The sequence below is a fragment of the Sporolactobacillus laevolacticus DSM 442 genome, from assembly GCF_000497245.1.
GTDB classification, from domain to species: Bacteria; Bacillota; Bacilli; order Bacillales; family Sporolactobacillaceae; genus Sporolactobacillus; species Sporolactobacillus laevolacticus.
In genome coordinates this window covers 46,125-66,918 of record NZ_AWTC01000018.1, presented here as the reverse complement: position 1 = coordinate 66,918, position 20,794 = coordinate 46,125, and the positions used below count along the sequence as shown (strand labels likewise).

General features: G+C 40.2%; 22 protein-coding genes and 1 pseudogene. 16 read left to right on the top strand and 7 right to left on the bottom strand.

From position 1 onward, the window contains the following. The first annotated feature begins 272 nt into the window (after window positions 1–272). From P343_RS33815 to P343_RS33775, 10 genes and pseudogenes are all read left to right on the top strand, one after another. Window positions 273–866, top strand: a complete 594-nt coding sequence (locus P343_RS33815) for a GNAT family N-acetyltransferase (protein WP_023511345.1) — start codon at window positions 273–275, stop codon at window positions 864–866. A gap of 12 nt (window positions 867–878) precedes the next feature. Beyond that, window positions 879–1,238 (top strand): histidine phosphatase family protein, encoded by a 360-nt coding sequence (locus P343_RS37840; protein ID WP_201767691.1) that lies wholly within the window; start codon window positions 879–881, stop codon window positions 1,236–1,238. Beyond that, window positions 1,184–1,483 carry a histidine phosphatase family protein gene (locus P343_RS37835; protein ID WP_201767690.1) on the top strand — a complete coding sequence of 100 codons (300 nt, stop codon included), beginning with the start codon at window positions 1,184–1,186 and terminating at the stop codon, window positions 1,481–1,483. Before P343_RS37840 ends, P343_RS37835 begins: the two co-directional genes overlap by 55 nt. Before the next feature lie 386 nt (window positions 1,484–1,869). Then, window positions 1,870–3,834, top strand: a complete 1,965-nt coding sequence (locus P343_RS36495; RefSeq protein WP_023511343.1) for a ribonuclease YeeF family protein — start codon at window positions 1,870–1,872, stop codon at window positions 3,832–3,834. Window positions 3,835–3,842: 8 nt separating this feature from the next. Continuing rightward, on the top strand, window positions 3,843–4,655 hold the full coding sequence (gene imm47, locus P343_RS33805; RefSeq protein ID WP_023511342.1) for an Imm47 family immunity protein: 813 nt from the start codon (window positions 3,843–3,845) through the stop codon (window positions 4,653–4,655). 430 nt (window positions 4,656–5,085) lie between these two features. Continuing rightward, window positions 5,086–5,403, top strand: coding sequence for an Imm6 family immunity protein (locus P343_RS33800; RefSeq protein ID WP_051384790.1), 318 nt, complete (start codon window positions 5,086–5,088; stop codon window positions 5,401–5,403). A gap of 491 nt (window positions 5,404–5,894) precedes the next feature. Continuing rightward, a complete protein-coding gene (locus P343_RS33795; protein WP_023511341.1) occupies window positions 5,895–6,404 on the top strand; it encodes an Imm6 family immunity protein in 510 nt (169 codons plus the stop codon). Between the two features lie 172 nt (window positions 6,405–6,576). Next, window positions 6,577–6,937, top strand: a pseudogene (locus tag P343_RS33790) (VOC family protein). Between the two features lie 276 nt (window positions 6,938–7,213). Beyond that, window positions 7,214–7,714: a 2'-5' RNA ligase family protein gene (locus P343_RS33780; RefSeq protein WP_023511338.1), complete on the top strand. Its 501-nt coding sequence runs from the start codon at window positions 7,214–7,216 to the stop codon at window positions 7,712–7,714. 319 nt (window positions 7,715–8,033) lie between these two features. Beyond that, the gene (locus P343_RS33775; protein WP_023511337.1) at window positions 8,034–8,762 is read left to right on the top strand and encodes a DsbA family oxidoreductase; all 729 of its coding nucleotides are present in this window, start codon (window positions 8,034–8,036) and stop codon (window positions 8,760–8,762) included. Between the two features lie 317 nt (window positions 8,763–9,079). On the opposite strand, the gene P343_RS33770 is transcribed toward P343_RS33775, so the two are convergent. Continuing rightward, a complete protein-coding gene (locus P343_RS33770; RefSeq protein WP_023511336.1) occupies window positions 9,080–10,042 on the bottom strand; it encodes an SDR family NAD(P)-dependent oxidoreductase in 963 nt (320 codons plus the stop codon). Between the two features lie 80 nt (window positions 10,043–10,122). Beyond that, a complete protein-coding gene (locus tag P343_RS33765) occupies window positions 10,123–10,629 on the bottom strand; it encodes a TetR/AcrR family transcriptional regulator (protein ID WP_023511335.1) in 507 nt (168 codons plus the stop codon). 412 nt (window positions 10,630–11,041) lie between these two features. Here P343_RS33765 and P343_RS33760 point away from each other — a divergent pair, with 412 nt between their 5' ends. From P343_RS33760 to P343_RS33750, 3 genes are all read left to right on the top strand, one after another. Next, a complete protein-coding gene (locus P343_RS33760; RefSeq protein ID WP_236620368.1) occupies window positions 11,042–12,175 on the top strand; it encodes a plasmid pRiA4b ORF-3 family protein in 1,134 nt (377 codons plus the stop codon). 73 nt (window positions 12,176–12,248) lie between these two features. After that, the gene (pyrE, locus tag P343_RS33755; protein ID WP_023511333.1) at window positions 12,249–12,779 is read left to right on the top strand and encodes an orotate phosphoribosyltransferase; all 531 of its coding nucleotides are present in this window, start codon (window positions 12,249–12,251) and stop codon (window positions 12,777–12,779) included. A 9-nt stretch (window positions 12,780–12,788) separates the two neighbouring features. Further along, window positions 12,789–13,256, top strand: coding sequence for a GNAT family N-acetyltransferase (locus P343_RS33750; RefSeq protein WP_023511332.1), 468 nt, complete (start codon window positions 12,789–12,791; stop codon window positions 13,254–13,256). A 132-nt stretch (window positions 13,257–13,388) separates the two neighbouring features. On the opposite strand, the gene P343_RS37260 is transcribed toward P343_RS33750, so the two are convergent. Next, window positions 13,389–13,532: a helix-turn-helix domain-containing protein gene (locus P343_RS37260; protein WP_023511331.1), complete on the bottom strand. Its 144-nt coding sequence runs from the start codon at window positions 13,530–13,532 to the stop codon at window positions 13,389–13,391. A 114-nt stretch (window positions 13,533–13,646) separates the two neighbouring features. Between P343_RS37260 and P343_RS33740 the strand changes: the two genes are divergently transcribed. Next, the gene (locus P343_RS33740; RefSeq protein ID WP_031264192.1) at window positions 13,647–14,030 is read left to right on the top strand and encodes an iron chaperone; all 384 of its coding nucleotides are present in this window, start codon (window positions 13,647–13,649) and stop codon (window positions 14,028–14,030) included. Between the two features lie 39 nt (window positions 14,031–14,069). Further along, window positions 14,070–14,954, top strand: a complete 885-nt coding sequence (locus P343_RS33735) for a VOC family protein (protein WP_023511329.1) — start codon at window positions 14,070–14,072, stop codon at window positions 14,952–14,954. 257 nt (window positions 14,955–15,211) lie between these two features. Here the strand turns inward: P343_RS33735 and P343_RS33730 are convergent, their stop codons facing one another. The 4 genes from P343_RS33730 to P343_RS33715 form a co-directional block, all read right to left on the bottom strand. After that, entirely contained in the window at window positions 15,212–16,717 is a 1,506-nt protein-coding gene (locus tag P343_RS33730) for a DHA2 family efflux MFS transporter permease subunit (RefSeq protein ID WP_023511328.1), read from the bottom strand. A 72-nt stretch (window positions 16,718–16,789) separates the two neighbouring features. Beyond that, on the bottom strand, window positions 16,790–17,227 hold the full coding sequence (locus tag P343_RS33725; RefSeq protein WP_023511327.1) for a MarR family winged helix-turn-helix transcriptional regulator: 438 nt from the start codon (window positions 17,225–17,227) through the stop codon (window positions 16,790–16,792). A 121-nt stretch (window positions 17,228–17,348) separates the two neighbouring features. After that, entirely contained in the window at window positions 17,349–18,125 is a 777-nt protein-coding gene (locus tag P343_RS33720) for an ABC transporter permease (protein ID WP_023511326.1), read from the bottom strand. Continuing rightward, window positions 18,122–18,778 (bottom strand): ABC transporter ATP-binding protein, encoded by a 657-nt coding sequence (locus P343_RS33715; RefSeq protein ID WP_023511325.1) that lies wholly within the window; start codon window positions 18,776–18,778, stop codon window positions 18,122–18,124. Before P343_RS33715 ends, P343_RS33720 begins: the two co-directional genes overlap by 4 nt. Before the next feature lie 415 nt (window positions 18,779–19,193). Here P343_RS33715 and P343_RS36845 point away from each other — a divergent pair, with 415 nt between their 5' ends. Beyond that, complete coding sequence (locus P343_RS36845) at window positions 19,194–20,750, top strand: C39 family peptidase (RefSeq protein WP_023511324.1); 1,557 nt, start codon at window positions 19,194–19,196, stop codon at window positions 20,748–20,750. Window positions 20,751–20,794 lie beyond the last annotated feature (44 nt).

The window sequence follows — 20,794 nt, the reverse complement described above, 5'->3', positions numbered from 1 at the left end:
TTGGTCACTTTAATGATAACACCGGATTTTATAATGGTGTTTTATTCCTCCAACCTAGCTGGCTAATTTGATTTTACAACTGGCCATCAAAAAGGTGTTTGATAATTACCAAACTATCTTTACGAAAAAAAAGAAAAATAGCGATGGATCCTAAGTCATATGACTTTTATGTTTATGATCAAATTGTTGCACTTTATAAGTCAGTCATAGCTTGAATCATCTTATCTGAAAATAATCATAGATCCAATACATGATAGTATGGGAGATCGCATATGAAACCTAAAGTTGATTTTGGCACGAAGCCTGTTCTTGAAGGTAAAAAGATCATTTTAAGACCGTTTGAAGCGGATGACTGGGAAAAAATGATTAGAATTATTTCGGAGCCAGAACTCAGACGTTTAACCGGGTCGGCTGACAGTGATGAGCAGGCAAGGGATCCTTTTCCACCTGAGGAAGTGGAAAGAATTAAGCAATGGTACCACACCCGAAACCAGCAAACGGATCGACTGGATTTGGGGATTGTTCGACGTGACAACGGAGAACTAGTAGGAGAGGTTGTTTTCAACGAGTTTGATGAGCATACGCGTAATGTGAATTTTAGAATCCTGATCGGTGCGGCTGGTTGCGATCAGGGGTTCGGAACGGAAGCAATTGCGTTATTCTTGGAATACGGCTTTGAAGTCCTTGACCTTCATAAAGTAGAGCTGGGGGTTTACAGTTTTAATCCCCGGGCGGAAAATGTCTATCGCAAGAATGGTTTTGTGCTTGAAGGCGTGCAACGTGAAGCCATTCAATATAATGATGAGTATTTCGATACAAAGATTTTTGGCATGCTGAAAGAGGATTACCTCCGGGCAAGAGAATGAAAGGACTCCGAAATGACCACCATCTATTTTGTACGTCATGCGGAGTCGGATCATCGTGTTCAACATGACAGAATCCGTCCGCTAACCGATAAAGGAATGAAGGACAGAGCATTAGTCACCCAATATCTGCATGATAAACATGTGGATGTTGTTCTATCTAGTCCCTATAAACGGGCAGTCGATACCGTCAAGCATTTTGCGGATGAAAAGGGACTTCCCATACATTGCATTAAGGACTTTCGTGAGCGAAAAGTGGGCCAATGGGTTGATGATTTTCACGCCTTTTCAAAAAACAGTGGGAAGACTTTACGTATAAGTTGCCGAATGGAGATAGTCTGGGTGAGGTTCAAGAGCGGACAATTGGCGCGCTGAATCAATTGTTGAACGAGCATCACAATAAAGTTTTGGCGATCGGCAGTCACGGTACCGCTCTGAGCACGATCATCAATTTTTACGACGCTACATATGGTTTCACGGACTTTGAGCAGATGAAGTATTTTATGCCATGGATTGTAAAAATGACGTTTGAGCATAAAACGTGTAATCGGATCGAGACGATAGATCTTTGTCAAAATCGGATAGAAACACGTTGGTCTAACGAGAAGAATAGCAGATGATCCAGGAAGTGTTAATTGAATAAAGCTTTGGAACGACCATTTTGCGCTTGTATGTGTAAATGGTCGTTGTTTTTTCAACGTTTACGCAGTTCCTCTTTTAAATTCCTCTAAGTGGTATTTGCAGAAGTTCCTCTAGTCATAATGGCAGGGGATTTCCTGTCGAATGCTGTCACCCCATCATCATTTCATAAAATTCCACTGATTTTTCAGGAGTTTCGGCGCTGTTCGAAAATTGGTCACATTTTATACACTAGAGACAAACTAGAAGTCAGTTCCATTATTTCACCGCATAGTACTCCAGAAGAAAATCATCACTGTTAGTTCCATCCAACGATTTTGAATCCCACATGAATAAAACTCAATTTGTTACATGTGAAGGTGATTAAATGAGAATCAATTCAGGCGGTGCGGGTTCTGCAGGCGACACGAAAACCTATGATGCTGAATCACTCATTGCCGCAGCAAATGCTCGGGCGAAACACTACCAAACTCTTCGCAGTCAATTCCACACCCTGCGTGTAGCGTTTAACCAGATTGCGGATCTGGGCACTGATTTTCAAGGAAAAGGCGCGGATGCGATCAAAAAATTCTATGCAGCGCAGGTTAATGTTGTCGATGCCTGGCTACGAATGATTGACAAGCAAATTGCTTATTACCATGGTGTTGCCGGTACGATTGATGACAAAAATCTTGGCGGGGACACGCAGGTTCAAGTGCCTTTTCTGGATGAGGATTTATCTCGAGGCTACGCACGTTCAAAAGAAATGGTACGCGAGCAGCGTGACGACATCGCCAAAATCCTGAGCGGCATCTCCGACCTGGTGCCAATCAACGTGTTCTCCAATCATGATGTTGATCAAGCGCTGGACGCCTCCGAGCAAAAAAGAGCGAAGATGGTGCTTGATGTGCAGGATCTCGATCAAAACCTGACGAATGAATACCGGCAGGTAACGGATGATCTGCCCTACATTGCTTCGCTTTATGGCGAATTGATCAACGCCACAAGGCAGGGTGCTGATGTTCAACCGATGCATTTTAATGCTCAGGCTTATCATGACAGCAAAATCTATCAAGTTCAGGATGAAATGAAGAAGACGACACAAAGCTATCTGCAGTATAAGAAACAGCAGGAAACCGTGCGAGGGATGGAGAAGCAAAGAGAAGTAGAAGTGAATCGGCCGTGGTATGAAAAGGCAGGTTCCGCTATTGCCACATTTGCGGGCGAGCTCTCCGGCTATTATGATTATCTTAGGGCGGTCCAAGGCATTGATCCGGAAACAGGCCGAAAATTGAGTACCGCAGAACGTGTGGAAGCCGGGGCTATGGCAGCCTCCACATTCATTCCAATTATTGGATGGGGCGGCAGAATCGTCAAGGGCGGCGAGGCACTTTACAAAACCGCTAGAGGCCTTGAAGCAGCTGGTCAATCCCTGAAAGCGTATGATCAAGCGAGCCGAACCTTGAAAGTACTTAGCACGAGTGAAAAGGGCATCAATGCACTCCTCGCTGGAAATGGCGTCATTGAAGCTTCGACCGGCAGAGACATGTTTGGCAAACCACTGACCGAGGAACAGCGCAAAAACAGCCTCCTGCAAGGCATCATGATGATGAATGCCTTCAGCCGTGGCAAGCTTGTTTCTAACGAAGAGAAAATTGCCGTGGGCGAACAGGCCAAGGCGTTTAAAGAACACGTAAACAACCTCGTACAGCAAGCGAAAGAAACAATAGGGTCGCATAAGATGAAGCCCGCGATGGCTGGAGCATCGGACGAACTTTCCCAACTGACTGATGATGTGAGAAAGACACACTCCATGATGAAAGCTGATGGAATGGGAGAAGCCAGTGGAAAGAGTGCTGTAGAAAGTGATAAGTTACATGCTGTTAAGGGTTCGGGGAACGGCAATAATGTTTCCGGTGAAGAGGTTTATGGTCCTTATTATGATGAAGCTAAAAAATTACATGAAAGTAATCCTGAGTGGTATCCTAACCCTGATGAATCTACTATAGTAAAGGGAAAAGAACTGAAAGAAGTAAGGGCAGACTATCAAGCATTGGTTAGAAGAGGAGAACTTGAAAAAGGTCATCATATACAAGGTTTAGCTTTTGGGGGAGAAAATGTAACTTTAAACATAAAGATAACAGGAGAATCAACTATTCGCAGTGATCAAATTGATGATTTGAATTTGGATTTTTATCATGAGATGGGTTATGGTAAAAAAGATGCAAAGATATTAAAAATACATGAGAATGAAGAGGGCATTATTTTATTTGGTAATAATCCACAACATACGCAGGTTACTACTTTCCAAAATAAAGTTTTGAAATGGCAAAGAGAAGATGGACGAAGATAATTCAATGTATGAAAGTAGGTGTATTTATGGGAGAAACAGGAAACCTTATGAATAGTATATGGTTTGGAGAAAAATCAACTTTATCCCAATCTGAAATCAAAGAAAATATTTTAAAAGCTGATACAGAAACGGAAATTTTATTAAACTTATTAGAATTATATAAAATAGGGGATTTTACTCAAAAACCATTATTGATTCAATTAATGAATCGTACTAAAGATGAAGCTGTCTTGAATTTATGTATAAGAGTATTTTTAGCTGTCGCAACACATAATGAATTAAGGGATTCAAATAATCTTCGATTTCTTAGTGAAGCCACCGAAGAAACAATAAACACTTTTGCATCAGCAGCTATAACATCACTTTCTCTTGATATAATACCTTACTTATTGGCATTACTTGAAGAATGGGATGAAATTAGTGATACAGCAATTATTATAAAAGACTCTATTGACTCTTTCATTGACTTTGAAGAACAGATTGGGGAAGAAGCAACTGTAGACGAAATAGGGGATTTTTATTTTAAATATTGTGATGAGAATGATACGAAAAGTTATTATTTTCAACAAAATCTAGCTTTTCCTGGAGATTTATCTAAAAAATTAATCCAAAGAGTTATGATTGCAGCAAATAGTGATGAGCCATTAAAAATGGAAATAATTCCATCTTTATTATCAATTTGGACGGGTGAAAAAGTACCTGGGGATTATAACACTATTATTAGTGCAAGCAATTATAAAGATTTTATTGATTATATAAAAGAACTTTCGACTAGAAACTGGGAAAAGGGACAAAAATATTTTTACGGATACAAGCTATAGACGTTAGAAGGTAGTAACTGGTTTTAAAGTTACAACCTTATTTGTAAACGAGAGAATTATATAAAATAAGCTAATGAACTTTTACCTGGTGATATTTATGAGAAATAATTGTTAAAATGTGTCCTTGATAGGCTATATGCCTTTCAAGGTTTTTATATTTTATAAGAAAGGCGTCCCCAAAAAAAATTCAGGAAATAATTGACAAGAAACTTTAAGGCTACACCAGTCTAATGCTTCAGGGGTATGTCCAACTTGTCTTAGTGGATTAGGAAATCCCAAAAAAGATCCAGGTATAATAAAACAACTGAGTTTGAAATATCCTAATTTAATTATTGAGGTTACCTCAGAGACAAAAGAAGGTGCCAAAGTAAATGGAAGATTAACATTCAAAGTGAAAAATGGTGTATATATTGATTAGGAGTGGTTCAAAATGAGACAGTTTGATAATTTGAGTGTAGATGCTAAAGTAGTGTATCTATTATCACTGTCTGAATTAATTATTGACAATATTTCACAATCTGAGGGCTTTGAAGTAGCTGTTGAGTCATTAGAAAAAGCTTGGGAATGGGTAAAATTTAAAAATATTGAGGCTTACAATCTTTTTTTGTATTTGGAAAACATGGACGAGAAAGATATTTTGACCTATATGCAGTTCGAAGATGATAGTGCCCGGGAAAGAGTGTGGATATGTATAGGAAATGCTCTGGCATATACAATATGGGAGGCATATCAATATGAAAAAGAGTAGTATCTCCCACAGACTATTGAAAGTGTTGATTATGAGACTGTCGAAAGCTTTATAACAAATTTCAAAAAGGTATACGAGAGTAACAGTCTGGAAGATAAGTTACTACACTACCTTGAAATAAATTATCCAAAAGGTACTGATAAAAATTGGATATAAACTCAATAAAGACTTTTATTAATAGGTGTATCGCGAAATAAAACTAATGGTATGACAAGAGTTTTTGGTAACTTAATTAACGACACTCATAAGAAAATTTGTACAATACAATCAATAAACCAAACACTAAAAAACTTCACAATCATACTTGATAAACTTTCAAAGGCTTATTCCAACTAAAACGATAAGGAGGAATGAGCTTTTTTTTTGTATACTGGAAATCAAAGACGGTACAAGTAGTAGAGGGAGAGGATTGATGACAGTGTTAAAACTAACGGACTGTTATTTTTTGTTTTAAAAGATGGAAAGATCATTGAATAACTTAAGGAGGAATCATGGATAATATATTTATAAATAATTTACAAAATGAAGTTAAAGTGGGCTTTGTTTTAACAGTTGCTGAAAGAGTGTTTTCTGTAATTAGCAAAAATGATGAAAGATATCTAGATGGAAGAGAAGCATTGGATAAATGTTGGTTATGGGTTGAATCTCATGCTGTTACTGGGGATGAACTATATGAACTTATTGATAATGCAGACTTTACAGGAATTTCGGAATTTGCGGAGGGAGAAGAAGACTTGAATATTGCTAGGCTATGGTCACTATTAGTTGACGCTGTTGCATATACCTCTTGGGAAGCTTATAAAAAAGAAAAAGTAAAGTATTTACCTCAATCATTAGAAGGTATTACTACCGATAGTATTACTATCTTCTTAAACAGTGCAGTGGAGACCAGTTTTATTACAGTAGAGGAAATCAAAAGAATGGAAACAGTTATCAATGATTATAAGGGTACAAACAATGAAATTCCCAAAAAAAGAGAAGAATTTATTAATTTATTTTAAGTAAGCAATAAACCTTGGAATTTGTCTTGTAATACTTAGAATGATGAGCTGCTGATTAAGTATATTTAGGTTTGGTTATGGTTCTTATGAAATGAAAACCCGTTGTTAGAACGTAGAAAATGTATAAACTAAAAAAATCGTCAAGGTATAACACGTTGGGGGTCTAGAACAAATGATTCGTGGAGTGAGCCATATAACTTTTATCGTTCATGACCTTGATAAAACTGCACATTTTCTTAAAACTATTTTTGACGCAGAAGAAATCTATGACAGTGGAGATCGCCCATTTTCTTTGACTAAGGAGAAGTTTTTCTTGATTAATGGTTTGTGGATAGCCATTATGGAGGGTAATCCTTTGCCAGAGAAAACCTACAATCATGTCGCTTTTGCTATAGATGACCATGAGTTTGAACAGTACAAATCGAAGATCAGCCATTTAGGTGTGGAAATGAAGACGCCAAGGAACAGAGTAAACGGAGAAGGCAGATCACACGGGAACATTAGAAAACAGGTTAGAACGTTATCGGCATTGAAGTTTAGATGAGTTGACCATTTTTTTGTGAAGAAAATTGATCGAAAATTAATGGATGTGAGCCTACGTGCAGAGTATTGGACGCTGGATTTTGAAAATCTTTGTTTTTCAAGGAGAATGGCTTTTATTTTATTATTTAATTGATTTGACAGGGTTTGCTCAAATTAATGTGATAACTAGCCTATTAAGTGTTTTCTTAGTGTTCATTTGTGCGATGGCGGTAACGATCATTGTTTTTCAAAACTGATAGATTATTCTGCGAATTCAGGAGAAAACGATGGCTGAAAAAATGTTATATGTTCTTGCACAATTTGATCATGAATCACAAGCAAAATTTCGTGAACTCCAAAGCGCTCTTGTTAAATCCGGCATTATTGGAAAGCAAACGCCTGACATCCCTTATCATTTAACCTTAGGGAGCTTTGATTTGAATCAGGAGACGGAGCTTAAGAAACGGTTACAAATGGTGTGCGAGGGGGCAAGTAGTTTCGAAGTGACTTTGAGTCATATCGGTTTGTTCGGCTTGAATGTACTTTTCTTAGCACCGAATGTTACCCACGAGCTCCTTGATCTCCAGAGTCATTTTGCCCATGGCAGCCGTGATGCATTTGAATGGACGGCACACGCCACGCTGTTGCTCGACGAATCGAACAAGATTCAGAAAGCACTGCCGATTGTTGCAGAAAACTTTAAGCCTTTCCGTGCGCGCATTGATTGTGTCAGCCTCTATGAATTCTGGCCGGTAAGGCATATCAGCGATTATAAGTTAAAGTTATGAAACAGCCAATTAGAAGTATCAGTAATAAAGCCTATTATTCTGAAATGAACCGTATCACATTGGTCCTTCTATAGTTCCATTAAGATTCCAATCATCTCGATTGAAAGTGAGATTTTGTTTTTTTTAGGATTAGCTAGACACAAGCAAGTTGCTTGTGCTTTTTTTTGTTCGTATGGTAAACTCCGTGTACAGAGCGGCAGGAACAACGAAATTGAACAAAATGGAATGGTTCAAGCGGCAATAGTGAACCACATAATGAATATAAATAGCTGCCAATTTTGGTCTTAACAACTCAAGCTGTAATCACGGAGGTGTTCGTATGAAAATTGAAGTTTGGTCTGATATCGCTTGTCCATTTTGCTACATTGGAAAGCACAGATTAGAAGAGGCGCTCGGCCAATTTTCTCATAAAGAACAAGTGGAAGTTGAATTTAAAAGTTTTGAGCTGGATCCCAATGCGCCAATAAGCACGGAAAAAAGCATTTATGAGAAACTTGCAGCAAATTATGGGATCAGTATTGAGCAGGCGAAGCAAAATGTTCAAGGCGTTACGAGGCAGGCAGCCAGTGTCGGACTGACTTTTAACTTTGATGAGATGAAACTAACAAATACGTTTAACGCTCATCGTCTGATCAAGTGGGCAAAGCTTCACGGAAAAGAAGCAACAATCACGGAAAAATTGTTCCGTGCCTTCTTTACTGAATCTAAGAATGTGGGGAGCTTGGAAACACTGGCAGATCTTGCAGAAGCATCAGGTTTAGAGCGAACCGAAGCCTTAAAGGTTCTTCATGACAAGGATCTCTATGCAGATGATGTGCGTTCGGATGAAGATGCTGCCAGACAGTTTGGGATCAGTGGCGTGCCTTTCTTTATCATTAATCGCAAATACGTGATTTCAGGCGCACAGCCGACGGATACCTTTGCCGCTGCGCTTCAGCAAGTGTGGGAAGAAGAAAACCCTGCACCGAAATTACAGATTCTTTCATCAGACAGCGGCGATGATGCATCTTGTACTGATGGTCATTGCTTCATCCCGAAGAAAAAATAAAGGGATACGACAGAAAACACTGACCATGGGAATGGTTGCTAAAAATAGAATAAAATTAATATCCGGTATTTGAATAGGTAATTGGATTGGTCACAGCAAATGATATAGAAAAATGGCTGAAAATAATAAGCTTAAGTAGGTTATTAAAATGCGTCAGTTTGGACGAAATAATTAAAACCGATCATGTGTCCCAACAGGAGCAATGATCGGTTAGTAAATGTGTTTATTCAAACATGAATATTTATTATTGATTGATCAATAACTAATGGTTGGATTTTACTAGCCAATTCTATTTAGTAACGTGCAAGTTTTTAAGTTCAAGATTTCTTATTTCTGTTGCTCATCAAGAAATGTAGTGTTTCTTCTAATCCTTCCCGAAACGGGGTTGCTTGAATCGGTCCTATGCGTTGTTCATATTTTTCCCCGCTTAGAACAAATCCTTCTTTGGTCAGGTACATGATCTCTACAACTTCCCTCATAAATGAATCAAATCGGCCGATTAAAGACATGGCAAGCTGATTTAATGGAATGACCATCTTATGATTTTCCGTTACCTCTCGAGCAATTTTGATGATTTCTTTCCCCGATATTAGCCCTGCACCAGGTATATTCCAGTTTTCCCGATAAGCGTCGTCATGCTCCGCTATGTTGATGATCATTTGAGCAGCATCGGGTAAATAGATGTATTCTCTAGGTGTCTTTAGATTTCCAATAAAAATGGAAACTTTATTGTCGGCCATTCCTTCCAATGTGGGCTGCAAATAAGCGTTTTGTGATGAAGGTCCATAGTAATCCGGCAGTCGCACAATTAAAGGTTTTGCATTTTCCCATCTGTCGCTGAAAATTAATTTTTCGAATTCGACCCGGATTTTCCCCTTTTTTGTGTGCGGATGCTTAGGATGATTTTCATCACCTTTTGCCACCTGATGTCCATACACATAGATGCCATCGACGATGACGATTTTCTTCCCCAACTCATTGGCTGCTGTCATTACGCTTTCTCCAAGTGGAAGGAGTTTATCCTTCATTTCTTGGTAGTTAACATTGGCACATTGAAAGATGACATCAACATCTTTTGCAGCCTCTGCAATGGAATGGGGGTGAAAGACATCACCGGTCTTGTAGGATAATTGCCCATGAACATCATATTTCTCTAATACTGCTCTCAACTTCTGTTCTGAACGCCCAAAAGCAACAACATTAACGCCTCTAGCCAATAACTCTATAACAATTGCCTGACCCGATCCTCCGGTTGCTCCTAATACCAGTGCGTTTTTCATCGTGCAACACTCCTTTTTTTTGTTAGTGATTGATCAATAACTAATGTTTGTTCTTCTCTGACAGTACAATGGCTCATGATTTATTTCATCAATTCCGGCAAATCAAGGAAAAAGGAAAGATTACAGAGTATCCCTCTCGCCAAAAAAGTACTTACTTCATAATTCGCATTCGCAATTCCTGCAGATTTGAACTGGTCCAGTACATCCTTCCTTATCCTCTGCAGACCCCGACGCGTAACTTCCTTGATTGACGCTTCCGGCACAGAAAGCCCGATAACCTGTAAAGCAATTTCGTTTGGATGAGAAGTAGACAATTCTTCATACGCTTCAATCATCGCATCAACAAGATGAGCCGAATCGGTATGTACTTTTTGAAACGACTGAACAATTCTTTCATAAGCTCGATCGAGTGCAGCCTCAAAAAGTTCCTCTTTTGTTTTAAAAAATTTAAACACATACGGCTGAGAGATACCTGCTTTTTCAGCAATCAGTGCAGTTGTCGTATTGTAATAGCCCAGTTCCGCGAATACTTCTAAACCTGCTTCAAGAATTTCTTCTTTTCGATTGCCCTTTTTTGGCATACCCATGTCAAAACTCCTCGAATAAAAATTAGTTATTGATTGATCACTAATATAATAATTGATGCCACATCTAAAATCAAGAAGAATGAGTAAATAACTTTTCAAGATGGAGTGATAACGGTTAAATTCATATTAATCTGTCTATCGCTTTACAGTTTATAGTCATTTCTGAAGTTATTAGTAAAGCACTAGGAGGTCAATGATGAAGGCTGTAGCTAATGAAACACTTTTACTATTCGGAATTTGAAAACTTAAGTATTCAAAAACCCTTAATTTATTTATAGTATACTATTCATAAATCAGGTGAAAACGTTAGTATCACATCCATGTCGTGCGAAATCCTGCACCTGCATTTTTATATCTGCTTGGCCATGCGGAAAAAGAAGGGTATGCGGCGAAAATGTAAGAAGAGCTTCAATTGCCAAACCGGTTGTTAGTCGAATTCAATTTAAGACTGGAGAAAATTAATCATATGCTCATCCAATGTACAAAAAAGCTGCTCGATCAACTCAAAATAAAACCTGATCTGGAGAAACAAGAAACTCCGCTCTTTTCATGGCATGCGAATCTGATTACGATTGACCGCCGGAAAACTATTGTCTTGATGAATGACAGCAGTCGGTATACGATCGTTCTTTACGGGCTTAAAGCGAAGGACATCAAGCATTTGAATGAACTTATTATTGATGCGATTCGCCAGACACTTCTTGATGAGTTAGTAAAGCCTGAAATTGTCGAACGTTTTCTCGAACGTTCACCAGAGATCGTGTATACAAAAACAAAAGACAGAACAATGGTCGCAAGATTGAATAAGGCCTGCGACAATGTATGGTTTAATGGAGAAAAATTGAATCCTGATCAGATCATTCAAAGTGCTGAAAGCAGGAAAGTGAGCACGTTGCTTGTTGGTGATAAAAGCGGTAATTACGTTTGTCCAAATGAATTAATGTATCGCGACTTGGAGACATTCTCAAAAGAATCCATTTTCAGCTGTAAAGCAGTTGTGTTCAAAGTAACCCTTGGTCTTGAAAACCATAATGTTTGGCGCAGGGTCATTGTACCAATCGAAACAACGTTTGAACAGCTTCATGACATTCTTCAAATTGTATTTGGCTGGCAGGACAGCCACTTGCATGATTTTTGTGTTTTTGACAATAAGAGACCAGTCGTAAATTTAGTATGCAGCGATGATGCGTTTGATTACCCTAGCGATATCCCGATGATCATGGAAACCGACCGCAAATTGTCGGACTTTATCCCCAAGTATTCACGAATTAAATACATCTATGATTTCGGAGATAATTGGGAGCATTATATCGAATTAGAAAAAATCGAAGAAAACTACGCAAAAAATTACTCTGTATGCCTTGATAGCGATGGCACCGCGCCGCCGGAAGATGTTGGCGGCGAAGCTGGATATGATGCGTTTTTATCTGCCATTGCTGACCCTGCTCATCCGGATCATGAGGAGATAATAGAGTGGGGCGGAATGCAAGGGTATACACCATTTAATCGAGAACTTATAAATAGAATGCTGAGAAGGTCATTATAAGATTTCTTTGAGAGATGAATCTTTAAGTTCAATGAACGAAATGCCAAATATGCAATGAAAAGAGGAGTTGTTCATGCTAAAGGCAGACATTGCAAAAAAGGTATATGAAACGGCACATATTACCGGTGAATTTACTCTGCGCTCCGGGCAAGTCTCTAATGAGTATTTTGATAAGTATTTGTTTGAGGCAGATCCCAGTTTGCTTCCTGAAATTGTGCAGCTCATGAAAGAGCTTATACCGGAAGACACGGAGATCTTGGCAGGTCTTGAAACAGGCGGAATTCCAATCGCGACCGCTCTATCTCTTGAAACGAAAATCAAAGCCGCCTTTGTGCGAAAAAAAGCAAAAGAGTATGGGACATGCAAATTGGCTGAAGGCACAGATGTTAACGGAAAAAAAGTTTGCGTGGTTGAAGATGTGGTAACAACAGGCGGCCAGATCATTAAAAGTGTTCAGGAGCTTAGAAAAAGAGGCGCGATCATTGACACGATCCTTTGCGTCATTCAGAGAAATGAAAAAGCGACAGAAATATTAGCGAATGAGCATCTGCTTTTAAAGCCTGTGTTTACGATGGATTTCATTAAAAGCCAGGCTAATGATTAAGGTGAGATAATGAATTCAAATATCAAACTCATCAATTATGACCCGCACTACGCCGAGGACACCGTGAAGATGTGGCGTCGGAGTAAGAAAAAGGCAATTGACCAAAAGGAAATCCATTCGTTTGAAGATCATGTCTATTTTCTCAATCACATCTTGAATAAAGATAATCACATAAGGATTGCAGTTGACACACTGAACGATCACGTAGTTGGGCTGCTCGCATCAAATCCTCAGGAAATCAATCAATTATACATACATCCGGGTTATCAAAACCAAGGGATTGGGCGAGCATTTGTTGAACTTGCGAAAAGCGAATCTGAAGGGCGGCTAAGGCTTTATACATTTGTGGTAAATCAAAAGGCGCAGCGTTTTTACGAGCGAAATGGATTTTCAGTCATTGCGCGTGGTCATGAAAACGAAGAGGGACTCGATGATCTATTGTATGAATGGGTTGCTTCACCCTCCGATAACAATTGACGCTATTCTTTCCATTGATCAAGATATGATTAAAGTAGCGTACTGATGATAGCGTAAATGATAGGCAAGAAACTTCACACAAAAAAGAAAAGGCATCTATCGTTTGATCTTACTTTACGAGAAATGTCTTTTTTACCCGTTTTTTTTAATCGCATCTTCATTAATATTACGCGGAGGTACGTGTGTGATCTGTTTTAATCGCTCCGTTCCCCACTCATACATGAGATCAATGATTGGAATCAGTGTGCGTCCAAGATCAGTGATTTGGGTTGCCATGCCTCCGTATGAATCGAGTGATTAATAGCGACATATGCATACAATCGTATTCGAAAGGGTATGACAAAAGAAGATTCGAAAAAAAGCGCTCATGCGAACGAGAAAGGACACACCATGGAAAAAACGACATACCAAACGATTGACGAATACATTGCGCAGTTTCCCGATACCGTTCAGGAGATACTGCAAACATTGAGAAAGGTGATCCAAGAGATAGTACCGGAGGCAACTGAGAAGATCAGCTACCAAATGCCGACCTTCGCGTTGCACGGAAATTTGGTGCATTTTGCCGCATATCAAAGTCATATCGGATTATATCCGGGCGCAAGTGGAGTCGCCGCTTTTCAGAATGAGATTACCAACTATAAAACTTCGAAAGGGACGATCCAATTTCCGATTGATCAGCCTCTTCCTTATGATTTGATCCGGCGGATTGTTGCGTTTCGCGTTGACGAAAATGTGAAAAAGGCAAAAAGCAAAGCAAAAAAGAAGAAATGAGATTCGTGCTTTGATCCATATTGGCTAGGAGGGATTTCTTTGCAGAAAATAGTGCCGTTTTTATGGTTCGATCATCAAGCTGAAGAAGCTGCGAATTTTTATACTTCAATTTTTAAGTGGTCAAAACTTTTGAACATTTCTCACTACGGAGAGGCGGCTGCTGCCCCTTCTGAAAAAGGAAAAGTTATGACTGTAACCTTCCAACTGGAAGGCCAAACCTTTATGGCACTAAACGGCGGGCCACATTTTAACTTCACTCCTGCCATCTCCTTTTTTGTGAACGGTGATTCGCCGGAAAAAGTGGACGCATATTGGTCAAAGCTCTCAGATGGCGGAACTGTGCTTATGGAACTCGGTACTTATCCGTTCAGTGAAAAATTCGGCTGGGTTCAAGATCGGTTTGGCATGTCTTGGCAAGTGAATCTCGGACATCACGAGCAAAAAATTACACCATCGCTGATGTTTGTTGGCGCACAGCATGGCAAAACGGAACAGGCAATGAATGACTATATCTCACTGTTTGAACAGTCGGCAGTTGAACGCATTGACCGCTATGGTGCGGAGGATGGCGAGATGGCGGGAACAGTCAAACATGCGCTTTTTACACTCGCCGGGCAGGAGTTTAAGGCGATGGATAGCGGCCTGAATCATTCATTTAACTTTACTGAAGCAATCTCTCTATTTGTGAACTGCAACACGCAAGAAGAAGTCGATGCATTATGGGACAAGCTGTCTGAAGGCAGCGTGATCCAGCAATGCGGCTGGCTTAAAGATAAATACGGCGTATCCTGGCAAATTATCCCGACCATTTTAGGCGAGTTGTTGCAAGATCCCGATCAGGGAAAAGCACAGCGCGTGATGCAGGCGATGCTTCAAATGAAAAAAATAGAGATCGCGACGTTGAAACAAGCATACGAACGGTAAAAACAAGCACAGCACTTTTTTTAGAAAAAGTGCTGTGCTTTAGTTTTCATATTAATGAACTGCTTTCTGCTATTGAAGCCAGAGCAGCATAAAGGTGACTTGTTCAATAGAAGTCTATTAGAAATTTTCCAAACTCATCTTGTGATCTTATAGTTTGTATGTTGCTAAAGCCTAATTACTGAGATGATTTTTTTGGTGTTTTTGATCGCTCCATCAATATCCACATAATTCAAACCATCATTCAACTCGTAACTAATTTAGTTTTTTTTGCGTCTCTTTCTCAGTGTTAAGGCACTGAGGAAAACAGGAATTAGGGCAAGAGCACAGAATAATGCGAGATGACCAAAGCCGCTTATAATTGCCGTTTCTGCAAAAGGAGCTGCGGTTGAGTTCTTTATTACACTAAATTGTGCTGCCAATTCCTTGGCTGTCGACAAGTCGCCTCCGGGAAACTCTTTGGATAGAGATGAAAGAGTACGGCCGGTATCAGATGCAAACAGTAGCCCTAAGACAGCTACTCCCAATGAGGTACCAACGTTTCTGCTCATGTTCAGTACCCCGGCGGCCAATCCTGATTTGTTCGAGGGCACAGAATTCATCATCATTAACGAGGTCGAGGAGACAAGAAAAGGAATGCCGATTCCGCGAATCAGCAAGGACGGAAGAAGTACAGTTATGTATGAGCTTTCAGTATTTATGTCTGCTGCATAAATAAAACTGATACTGGTAATAAGCGCGCCAAACATGACGACATACCGGAGCCTATTTCCGCTCTTCTGACCGATAATCCCGGCAACTGGGGTCAACAATGCAATCAAACAGGTGGCGGGTAAAAAGGCAAGGCCGCCCCAGAAAGGCGAAAAGCCCCAAAAATTTTGGAAAAACATGCTCCAATAAGGCTGAGAACCAAATAATGAGGCTGAGAAGAGCAGCATACTGATGCAAGGCAGTGTAAAATAAATACTTCTAAATAGTGTAAGGTCAATCAACGGCTCACTTACTCGACGCTCAAGACGAATAAAGAGAAACAGAAGAGCTAATCCCGCTACCAGGAAAAAAATACTGTCGGAATGAAGCCCACTTTTCTCAGCTTGAGTGAAGGATAATAGGATAAAAAGGAGTCCGATAGATAGAATGATGAGTCCCTTCCAATCTATTTTTTTAGAAGCCTGACTGATTTGTTGCTCATTTACAAACAGCAGTGTCAAAAGAATGGTCACAATCCCTAATGGTACATTAACAAAGAAGATCCATCGCCAATTATCTCCATGTACCAACAATCCTCCAAGTATCGGTCCGGCAACAATACCAATCCCGCCGATCCCACCGTTCAGACCAATAGCGAGACCACGCTGTTTTTCTGGATAGGCATGAATGAGAATGGAAAGAGTACCTGGAATCATGGTTGCGGCTCCGAGTCCTTGCAGGGCTCGGAACAGTATAAGAAGGAAAACATTTGGTGAAATCCCGCATGCGAAAGATGCCACTGTGAATAAAGTGATACCGGCTAAATAGAGTTTCTTTTCGCCAAAAACATCTGAAAGTTTCCCCGCACTGGCCGGAAAAATTCCAATCATTAAGGTATAGGCAGTGATGGCCCATGATACGGTACTAAGAGGGGCATTCAGTGTTTTGCCGATTGTTGGAAGTGCAACATTCATGACAAATAAATCAATATTTAGAAGAAGCACGCCTAAACTGGTAACGGCTAATGAAAAATATTTTGATCTTGGAAGCACACGGGCATTTCCATTTTTCAGCATAAGTCACCTCGACCGAATAGTTGTTATGATGGTATTGATTTTATAGTGTATATACACGAATGAGATAAAAAATTAAAGCGTTTCTATCTGAAACAATAACGATATGAGGGTGTTTAGATTGTCTTTTCCAAGCTGCTGTTCAATATGTTCCTGAGCTTCCTGCCAAAGCAGCTCAGCAGATTCATAGCGCTTTATGCCGTCAGAAGTCAATTGGAGCTGACGATTGCGTGTTCCCTTTGGAGAGACATCAACGACCAAGCCGGCTTTCTCAAGAGGTTTAAGATTCCGAACAAGAGTTGTTCGATCAAGCCTGATTTCTAAGGCTAAGTCGCTGACACTGACGGGACTTATATGGTTAATCGTCTTCAACAGCGAAAATTGATTAATCGTTAACCCGCTTTTAGAGAGTTTTTGATCATAAATTTTTGTTACTGCCAGAGAAGCACGATGCAAATTCTGAAAGGTACATGTTGATGGTTTTCGTTCAGCGATTTCAACTTTCTTTTTCATAGTTGTGACCTTCTCACTTATTAGTGTATATACACTAAATTTAGTATATACTGCTTAATCATTATGATCAACCGGAGAACAGTAAAAAGCACAGCACTTTTACTAGAAAAAGCGCTGTGCTTTAGTTTTCAGGCCTATTGATGAGCTGCTTTCTATTATTGAAGAACCCTCTATAGGATAGATAACAAGAAATAAATGAAGAAATAGCTGTCGTTGAGAGCAGCATAAAAGTGACCATAATCTGATATTTGATCGCTTCCATCGGTGAGGTTCCGGCAAGGATTAATCCGGTCATCATCCCAGGAAGCGACACGATGCCCAATGTTTTTGCCGAGTCGATGGTCGGCAACATACCGGTTTTAATCGAGTCGCGAATAATCTCTTTAGAAGAAAGAAGAATATCCGCACCGAGCGCAAGCTTCGTTTCAATTTCTTCGCGCTTGTTTTTGAAATCTGCCGCCATTTGTTTATAACACAATCCGAGTGCGACCATTGAATTGCTGATGATCATCCCGCCAATCGGAATGATTTGGTACGGTTCATACCGGATAATCCCCGACAAAATCAAGATCATTAAAGTTACTAATGTGCCGACGGCGATGGATAAAAATGATATCGACAAACCTCTTTTGATTGCTCGGCCTCTTTTTGCGGCATTGTATGAAGCGTTAAAGGTCATGAACAGCAGCAAGAGGGTTGTAAACGCAGGATTTTTATAACCGAAAACAAAATTCAATACATAGCCAACGGCGACAAGTTGGATCACCGCTCGGACCACACTGATGATTGTCTCTTTTTCGAGCTTGAGCTTCTGCCAATAAGAGAAGAAGAGCGTCACAAATACAAGTGACGAAGCAATAAGCAAAGATGTAACATGAATGGGTGTTGAACCGTTCATCTGATCGCCTCCAAGGATCGCAATTCTCCATTTTCTATTTCGAGCACTTTATTGGCATGTTTCCGGCTTTGTTCAGGGTTATGCGTGATCCATAAAATGGTTGTTCCTTCTTTATTAAGCGATGCAATCACCTGCTCAACAATTTTCGTGTTCGCAACATCAAGAGCCGAGGTGACTTCGTCAAGCAGTAGGATTTCAGGATTGAACAGCAAGCTCCTGATCAGCGCGATCCGCTGCTTCTCGCCGCCTGAAAGATTTTTAACCTCTTTATTTAAATAATCAGCCGACATTTGGAATAAAGAAAAGAATTCCTCTGCTCTTTCTGGATCGAAGGGCAAATTTCTAATCGTAAATGGAAATTCAAGGTTCTCTTTTACTCGATCCCCAAATAAATAAGGTGTTTGAAAGCAGTAAGCGATTTGCTTCCTGAGTTCCATCGGATTGAATTCGTTCAGATTTTTCCCTTTAAATGAAATCGTTCCATCGGTCGGGCTGATCAAATGGCAGCAAAGCTTGAGAAATGTACTCTTTCCACTTCCTGACGGCCCCACAATTGAAAGAAAATCTCCTGATTCGATGCGCATCGATAGATTTTTAAGAATGGATTGATCTTCAGTGGTGAAAGACACATGAGAAAATTCAAGGAATGACAAATGATGCACCTCGCCGTTTCGTATGGAAAAGATTAGTATGTATCGCCACTTCTCATTATAACCTTTTTATATGGTGTGGCATCTTTGAGATTCTCAAAAGGGTTATATTAAAGAGCCTTTGGATCATTAATGTTTTTCAATACTCATCATGAATAAAAGATGGAATAAGGTATGATAACAATGCTTAGTTTCTCATGGTAAATTATTCCTGTTTTTCAGAGTAAAAAGAAATGAAAAAAGCTCTGAAACGCATCTGTAAAGGTTATTTGATCTGAACTGTTTGAATTCTATAAATCTACTGAAAATAGGGAACGAGACTCTAGTCTCGTTCTTTTTTTCGGCTTATGGTAGAGATTGGTTGGTTATCTATTGCTTTATTTTCGAATCTATCAAATAATGGTTGGGAGGAAGCAGCTTGAAGAATTTGTTAAAAGGGGCTTTGGTTTTATCGCTGACGGGATTGTTGTTCTGTACACCGGCACAATCGTTTGCGTTAAACGCTAAATCACCTGGGTTTGTGAAAGAGAGTGATCATACGTATATCATCAGTACAGCGAAAGATTTTACAGCAGGAACCGGAACAAACATTGCGATCCATCAACGTCCGGGTGATGGATCGATCACTCTGAAAAAGTCGCAGGGAAAATACGCCAGTGACGGCACCTATGTATCTCCTGAAATTTCAACCGGCAAATTTGACTATATGATTGCTTCATGGAACAGCGACACCCCAACCGGTACTTATGTCGAGATCCAGGCGCGTGCGTTGGTCAGCCATTATAACGCTGATAACCAATTGGTGCAGGATTGGTCGACTTGGCGTTCTTGGGGAAAATGGGGCACCAACATTGCTCGTGCTAGCATATCCGACATGTCTGACCCGCTTGCCTATGTTGATGTCGACACATTTACGGTTCGCGGCAGTCGCGGAGAAAATGCGGATAAGTTCCAGATTAAGGCGATTCTGCATAGCGATAATCCGCGCGTTGCGCCAAGCGTCCGTCTGCTTTCCGCATCGACCGAACTTGGCTGGAACACAACCAGCAAACACCCGAGCACGATCACCTTGAATAAAGACATTGATACGCCTGCCTATTCGCAGATGATTCGTGATCCGAAGATTGCCAACTCCATTTGTAGCCCAACAACCATTACAATGGCGATGAATCGCATGGGTGAGAACCTACTACTTGAGGAAACGGCTTACCGTGACTATGACTACAGCTATGACGGCTTTGGAAACTGGGCATTCAGTTCGGCGCTTGCCGGAAGCTATGGATATAAGTCTTACTCCATTTTTACTGACCTTGATGGACTGAAAAATGAAATTGCGAAAGGGTATCCGGTCGCAGTTAGTGTCAAGTACACGAATGATCCGACAAATACCCGCTATCCTTATGTGGAAGGCGCTCCGGGAACAACACCGGGTCATCTAATTCTTGTCAGAGGCTTTGAGACAATCGACGGTCAGGACTACGTCATTGTTAACGATTCATTCGCACCATCCGATGACACAGCCGTTCGCAAATACAAAATCGATCAATTCCAGAAAGCGTGGGCGAACGGTGTTGCTTATATCGTTCATAGCAAGGAAAAAGGTGCGGGTTATGCGGTGGCGAAAAGAGTGAAGGCGCATTTGCTGCCAACGAATCAGGACAATGAATATGCTCTTTATGTTGGCAAAGAAAAAATCGCTATTCCGGCCAATTTTACCGCAAACAGCAGCCCATTGACCGAACATACTGGGACGCTTACTTATACACTCTCGGATGGACAAAAATATAATACAGATGCCCACAAGAAATTCTATTATACGCATGAAACGTCAGACGGCAATATCGCGCTGAACGTAAACCAAATAAAAGCGGACTTGAATGGAAAGCATGCGACACTGACCCTCTATGTGCTCGGCACAGAAGGAAACAATTATGTCGCCAAACTTGAATTGAACAAAAAGCATATCAGTCATTAAAATAAATGTAGATCACGAATTCAAAACCCTCCTAGTAAACTTGC

Coding starts and splice junctions, on each gene's coding strand:
- P343_RS33780 (WP_023511338.1), top strand. CDS start 7,214: ATGGCTGAAAAAATGTTATATGTTCTTGCACAATTTGATCATGAATCA.
- P343_RS33720 (WP_023511326.1), bottom strand. CDS start 18,125: ATGAACGGTTCAACACCCATTCATGTTACATCTTTGCTTATTGCTTCG.
- P343_RS33725 (WP_023511327.1), bottom strand. CDS start 17,227: ATGAAAAAGAAAGTTGAAATCGCTGAACGAAAACCATCAACATGTACC.
- P343_RS33750 (WP_023511332.1), top strand. CDS start 12,789: ATGAATTCAAATATCAAACTCATCAATTATGACCCGCACTACGCCGAG.
- P343_RS33740 (WP_031264192.1), top strand. CDS start 13,647: ATGGAAAAAACGACATACCAAACGATTGACGAATACATTGCGCAGTTT.
- P343_RS33815 (WP_023511345.1), top strand. CDS start 273: ATGAAACCTAAAGTTGATTTTGGCACGAAGCCTGTTCTTGAAGGTAAA.
- P343_RS37260 (WP_023511331.1), bottom strand. CDS start 13,532: ATGGCAACCCAAATCACTGATCTTGGACGCACACTGATTCCAATCATT.
- P343_RS36495 (WP_023511343.1), top strand. CDS start 1,870: ATGAGAATCAATTCAGGCGGTGCGGGTTCTGCAGGCGACACGAAAACC.
- P343_RS33800 (WP_051384790.1), top strand. CDS start 5,086: ATGAGACAGTTTGATAATTTGAGTGTAGATGCTAAAGTAGTGTATCTA.
- imm47 (WP_023511342.1), top strand. CDS start 3,843: ATGAAAGTAGGTGTATTTATGGGAGAAACAGGAAACCTTATGAATAGT.
- P343_RS33795 (WP_023511341.1), top strand. CDS start 5,895: ATGGATAATATATTTATAAATAATTTACAAAATGAAGTTAAAGTGGGC.
- P343_RS33775 (WP_023511337.1), top strand. CDS start 8,034: ATGAAAATTGAAGTTTGGTCTGATATCGCTTGTCCATTTTGCTACATT.
- P343_RS37840 (WP_201767691.1), top strand. CDS start 879: ATGACCACCATCTATTTTGTACGTCATGCGGAGTCGGATCATCGTGTT.
- pyrE (WP_023511333.1), top strand. CDS start 12,249: ATGCTAAAGGCAGACATTGCAAAAAAGGTATATGAAACGGCACATATT.
- P343_RS33765 (WP_023511335.1), bottom strand. CDS start 10,629: ATGGGTATGCCAAAAAAGGGCAATCGAAAAGAAGAAATTCTTGAAGCA.
- P343_RS33730 (WP_023511328.1), bottom strand. CDS start 16,717: ATGCTGAAAAATGGAAATGCCCGTGTGCTTCCAAGATCAAAATATTTT.
- P343_RS33770 (WP_023511336.1), bottom strand. CDS start 10,042: ATGAAAAACGCACTGGTATTAGGAGCAACCGGAGGATCGGGTCAGGCA.